The sequence below is a fragment of the Oerskovia sp. NPDC056781 genome (genome assembly GCF_042789955.1).
Lineage (GTDB): Bacteria > Actinomycetota > Actinomycetes > Actinomycetales > Cellulomonadaceae > Oerskovia > Oerskovia rustica.
This window is the reverse complement of record NZ_JBHUAD010000240.1, coordinates 1-5702: the sequence shown is the minus strand read 5'-3', so window position 1 is coordinate 5702 and position 5702 is coordinate 1. Positions and strand designations below refer to the sequence as shown.

Here is a 5702-nt window from a genome sequence, read left to right as displayed (position 1 = left end):
GTCGCCCTGGGTTCCAGGACGACCTCAACCTCGTTCTCGACGCGGAACGGCGCGGCGCGGAACGGTGTGGCGCAGCTACGACCCGGCCGTCACGGTGACCTCGACGAGCGCCGCGTCGCCCAGCCCGCCCGGTGCCACGACCACGCCGCGCTCGCGGTAGTCACCGGTCCGCGGGGAGGCTGGCACGACGACGAGGTCGTCCGGACCCGAGCCGACCCGCACCTGCACGCCCGCGCCGCGGTCGGGGTCCACGACCCGGTCCCGGACACGGAACACGACGGTGCGCACCCGGCCCCCGATCTCGAGCTGGACCGTGAGTCCGTCGGCCGTCGCGGCCAGGACCGGGTCGACGACGAGAGCGCCCGCCTGCTCGGTCAGGCCGAGGACGCCCTGGACGAGCTGGCGCAGGTAGATCCCCGGGCCGCTCGAGTAGACGCGCCACCCACCACGCACTCCGACGGACCCGTCGCGGAGCCGGTCGAACTCCCGCGCGAAGGTCGGACGATCGGGGAAGTCCGCGTCGCTCGACGAGAAGTACGCGTTGCGCTGACGCGGCGCGGCGTGGGCGATACGGGAGCCGAGGTCGAACGGGCTGATGCGGAGCAGCTCGTCGAGCGTCCGTCCGCGGCCCAGCGCGGCGAGGGCCTCGGCGTAGCGGATGTGCGCGTGCACGTACATGAGGCCGACCTCGCGCCCGACGTTCGCCGCCTGCTCGGCCCGCTGGAACGTGCGGGGGATCCCCTCGTCGAACGCGGCAGGGTGGTCCATGAGCCGCACGCCGTCGGGGAAGTGCAGGTGCTCGAGGATGAGGTTCTCGTGCTCCTCGGCCTCGGCCGGGGTGAGGATGCCCGCGATGATCGACTGGTTCATCGGGATGAGCCGGTAGCGCATCCCCGTGCTCGTGTCCCGCGGGTGGATGACGAGCTCGTCGCCCTGGTCGCCGTGCCGCACGTACCCCGCCATGACGCCGTCGACGAGCGCGCGCTCGCGCAGGTCGGTGCGGACCGCGGTCGCGAGGGCGTCGGCCCGCTCCGAGAGCGCGAACAGGTCCGCGCTCCCGGCCGTGGTGCGGGCCAGGAGGTCGGCTGCCTGGACGAGCAGCGCGGAGGTCCAGGTGGAGGCCAGGTTGGTGCGCATCTGCGGGTCGGCGGGCTGGAGCGTGTCGTCCCAGTCCCCCTCGCCGTACGCGGGCAGCGACGTGCCCGGCAGGAGGTCGGTCTCGAGGTGGTCGAGGATCCGCTGGACGTGGTCGAGCACGGTCGCCTCGGCGTCCGCCCCTGCGGAGGCGGGGCGGCGGTGCGCGTGGTCCCAGAAGGGCACCTTCTCGTCGAGGATCGCGAGGTCGCCGCTCGCCTCGAGGTACTGGGCGAGCGCGAAGAGCGGCCAGACGACGATGTCGCCGTGCGACGAGTCGTTGTACCGCTCGGCGTACTCGTCGAACATGAACCACTGCGGGAACCCGCCCCACGTGTGCTGGTGGGCGAGGACGCGCAGCACGATCTGCCGCGCGATGTCCTCGCGCCCGCCGGTGAACGCCAGCTCGAGAGGTCCCTGGCAGACGTCGCGGGTCCCCCACGCCGCACCCGAGTACTGCTCGAGTCCGTGCGGGACGAGGAAGTGGATCAGCGCGTCGTGCGCGTACCACGGCACGAGGAGGTCGAGCTCCTGCGTCTCGACCTCCGGGTGGGGCTGGAAGCGCAGGCCGCGGACGAGTCCACGCACGGTCTCCAGGTGACCCGCGAGCGTGGCCTCGAGGTCGTCGAGGGGTGCGTGCTCGGGAGCGAGGAGGTCGAGCACGGCGGCGTCACCGTGGAGCGAGCCGGAGATCGCCACGGTCAGGCCGCCAGAGCCCGTCGTGCTGGACATCCGATGCGCGGCGGCGTCCTCGAGGGCGATCGGCGCGGTCGAGATCGGCGCGGTCGACGTGACGGCGTAGCGCAGGTCGGGGTAGTGCGTGTCGACGTCGCCGCCCACGACGGGGCGCAGGAGGACCGCGCCCTCGGACGTGTGCTCGGCGACCCAGCCGCCCGCCTCGTCGTCGAGCTCGAGCGTGGCGGTCACGCGCAGCGATCGCTCGCACCGCACGCTGACGTCGAGCCGGTCGTGTCGGTGGTGGGCGACCGTGCGCACGTCGATGCGCCCCAGGGGCGTCTCGTACACCCAGTGCACGCCGCCCACGTCGAGGACGAGGGCCGACGGCACGCCGAGCAGGTGGGCACCCTGGCCGTCGTCGACGAGGACGCGCAGCCCGCTGCTGCGCAGCAGGTTGAGGTGGTGGCGGTGGACCGACACGAGGCGGTTGGCGGTCGTGTTGCCGAGGACCACGTGCGAGACGAACACGCCCGGCGCGAACGCCGTCGCGGACAGCACCTCGTCGGTGGGCAGGACGGCGTCCCCGGCCTTGAGGACGTGGCCGTGCGACCGCTCGGTCACGGTCTCCTTGCGCCCGTCGACGACGTGCGACCCGCCGGGGGTGAAGAACGACAGCAGCGCGCCGTCGGCGCCGCGCTCCGGCAGCAGGACGTCCTCGGTGGCGAGGCCGAGAGCAGCGAGCAGGTCGACCTCGTCGAGCGCGTCGCCGGACAGCAGCGGGGCGTCGCGGAGCTCCGAGCCGGTCGTGGGCAGCTGGTGCGCGGCACGTTCCTGCGCGGCGACGGCGACGGCGACGGCGGACCACCGGTCGATCTCGTCGACGGTGTCCGCGAGCGGCCCGCGGGCGTCCAGGTCGACGACCGTGACGGCGTGGACCTGGGTCGCGCCCGTCGAGAGGTCGAGCGGCCGGGAGACGAGCGTCGGCATCGCGTACTCGTACTGCAGCACGCCCGAGGCGACGGGGCCGAGCAGGCCGTGCGGGACGCCGTCGTGACGGGCCTTCGGGGTGAAGACCTGGAGCGAGTCGGTGAGGTGGGCGGCGGCCCCCTCGACGAGGAAGGTGACGGCGAGCGGCAGCAGCGGCTGCGCGGACATGGTCTGGCGGCTCGCGAGGACGGTGCCTGCGGTGGGGTGCTCGAACGCTCGGTGGAGCAGGTACTGGCAGACGTAGGCCTCGCTCGACAGCGCGGCCGCGGGCGGCGCCAGGCCGAGGTCCTGGGCGTGCACGACGTCATAGACCGTGCGGGCGTCCGCGCCCGGTCCGGCCGTGAGGTCGACGCGCCACACGAGGGTCCGGTCGTCCACGGTGAGCGCGACGCGCGACGTCAGCCCGAGCGCCGCGCCGGACCACACGACGCGGTCGGCGCCGGTCTCGACGCTCGTCACCGCGGGAGCGGACCCGGTGAGCCGGGCGACCTCGACGGTGCCGTCGGCGCGGGTCGCGCGCAGGAGGACGCCACCCGGCATGCGGTCGTGCTCGCCGGGAAGGTACTGGTTGACGAGGAGCCCGCCGGTCCGGACGGCGTGCACGTCACCGCCCTGCGTGAGCTCGACGGTCATCTCGCCGGAGGCGATCGTCGTGCCCGCGAGGGGGGCGGTCATGGCGGTGCTGGTCACGTGGACTCCTGCTCTGTCGTCTGTTCATCGATGGCGCGCGCGGCGCCCTGGTCCGGCTGCAGCAGCGCGACGAAGTGGTCGAAGAGCGCGACCATGTCGACGTTCTCCGGGTCCAGCAGCCACTGGAGCTGCAGCCCGTCCATCACTGCGGAGAAGAGCTGGCCGATCGCCTGCGGGTCGACCTCGGGGCGCAGCTCACCGCGCTCGATGGCGTCCCGGAATCGGGTGTCGTCCTGGTGACGCAGCGCCCGGTACCGGTCCCGGACGACGTCGTGCGCAGGGTGGCTCGGTTCGGTCGCCTCGGCGGCGACGACGACGTGCAGACCGACGAGACCGGGGGTCTCGGCGTTGCGCCGGACCTGGTCGCGGATCGTGGCCAGGAGGGAGGCGCCGTCGGTCTCCGCCTGGGTGCGGCGGTCGAGGTCGCGCCGGTCGCGCTCCTCGATGGTCGCCGTCAGGAGCCCGGCCTTGCTCCCGAAGTGGTGCAGGAGGCCGGCCTCGGAGATCCCTACACGGGCGGCGATCTCGCGCAGCGAGCTGCCTCGGAAGCCCTGCTCGCCGAACACCTCGACCGCGGTCCGCAGGATCTCGCGGCGACGCTGCTCGCCGCGGACGAGGCGACCGTCCGGGCGCTTGCCCTGGGGTTGCCCCTCGGCCGCGCCCGGCGCCTTCTCCTGGGACCAGCCCTGGGGCGGGGCGTCCGTGGTCGTCGTGTCGGCAGCTCGGGCACCAGGACCGCTGTCGGTCATCACCGTCTCCTTCGTCAGCATTTGTCGGTATCCACCGTATGGTGCCGGACACCACTGGTGAAAAGACTAACCGAGCGCACGCTATGGTAGTTTCGCATCGGCTCAGAGATCGAGCCGAACACTCGATGAGGAGGATTGCTCATGAAGCTCGGACGCAAGGCGGTCGCCGTCGGCATCGTCGGACTCCTGGCACTGACCGCCTGTGGGCGCGCGGACGAAGGGTCGGCAGAGAAGCCCGGCGCTGCCTCCACGACGTCCGTGGACGACTCACCCGCGACAGGCGACATCACCGTCTGGGCCATGGGTGAGGAGGGCGAGAAGCTCCCCGACTTCGTCAAGGGCTTCACGGAGGAGAACCCCGACGCGAAGGTCCAGGTCACCACGATCCCGTGGGCCGACGTCATGACCAAGTTCCAGACGGCCGTCGCCGCCGGCACCGTGCCCGACGCGATCATGATCGGCTCCTCGTTCATGCCGACCATGGTCTCCACGGGGGGCCTCGCGCCCGTCCCCGACGGGCTCGTCGACACCGACGACTTCATCGAGGGAGCCGCTGCCTCGACCGTGGCCGACGGCGTGGACTACGGCGTGCCGTGGTACGTCGAGACCCGCGTCATGTACTACCGCTCGGACCTCGCGGAGGCTGCCGGTGTGGCCGCCCCCACGAGCTGGGAGGAGCTCACCGCGTTCGCTCAGGCGATGAAGGCGAACGGCTCCGAGTACGGCCTCCAGCTCCCGATGGGCGACGCCGAGGACTCGACGCAGGTCATCCTGCCGTTCTACTCGCAGGCAGGCGGCTCGATCTTCAACGAGGCCGGTGACGCCTACGACCTGGACAACCAGGCGATGATCGACGCGCTCAACTACTACGCCTCGTTCTTCACCGAAGGCCTGTCGCCCCTGGCCGGCTACGGCGACACGCAGAACAGCGCGTTCGTCGACGGTTCCGACCCGGCCTTCATCTCCGGCCCGTGGATGGTCAACGTCCTCGCCGACATGCAGGGCCAGGAATGGGTCGACCAGAACGTCGCCACCGTCCCCGTCCCCGCGGGCACCGCGAACAACGACTCCTACATCGGGGGCGCGCACCTCGGCGTCTTCGACGAGGCCAAGAACGCCGACGGCGCCTGGAAGCTGGTCCGCTGGCTCGCCGACCCCGAGACGCAGCAGGAGTGGTACGCCGCGACGAACGACCTCCCCGCCGTCACCAGCGCGTGGGACGACGAGGCCCTGACGTCCAACCCGCGCACCCAGGTGCTCCAGCAGCAGCTCGAGAACACGATCGCCCCGCCGACCGTGCCCAGCTGGGACGAGCTCTCCGCCACGATCGAGACCGAGGCCGAGAAGGTCGCCAACGGCAAGGTCACGGCCGAGGACGCGGCGAAGACGATCCAGGCCAAGGCCGACGCCCTCGGGCTCGGCTGGTAAGTCTCCACCATGACAACGACCACCGAGGGACGGCGC

Annotated in this window: 3 protein-coding genes; 1 reads left to right on the top strand and 2 read right to left on the bottom strand. The window is 72.2% G+C overall.

All coding sequences use genetic code 11. The features are described 5' to 3' along the window. Window positions 1-75 precede the first annotated feature (75 nt). Together ACFRCR_RS16120 and ACFRCR_RS16115 are read right to left on the bottom strand one after the other, a co-directional pair. Window positions 76-3489: a GH36-type glycosyl hydrolase domain-containing protein gene (locus ACFRCR_RS16120; protein WP_377678919.1), complete on the bottom strand. Its 3414-nt coding sequence runs from the start codon at window positions 3487-3489 to the stop codon at window positions 76-78. Next, on the bottom strand, window positions 3486-4238 hold the full coding sequence (locus tag ACFRCR_RS16115; protein WP_377678917.1) for a TetR/AcrR family transcriptional regulator: 753 nt from the start codon (window positions 4236-4238) through the stop codon (window positions 3486-3488). Before ACFRCR_RS16115 ends, ACFRCR_RS16120 begins: the two co-directional genes overlap by 4 nt. Window positions 4239-4379: 141 nt before the next feature. Between ACFRCR_RS16115 and ACFRCR_RS16110 the strand changes: the two genes are divergently transcribed. Beyond that, on the top strand, window positions 4380-5666 hold the full coding sequence (locus ACFRCR_RS16110) for an extracellular solute-binding protein (RefSeq protein WP_377678916.1): 1287 nt from the start codon (window positions 4380-4382) through the stop codon (window positions 5664-5666). The last annotated feature ends 36 nt before the right edge of the window (window positions 5667-5702 follow it).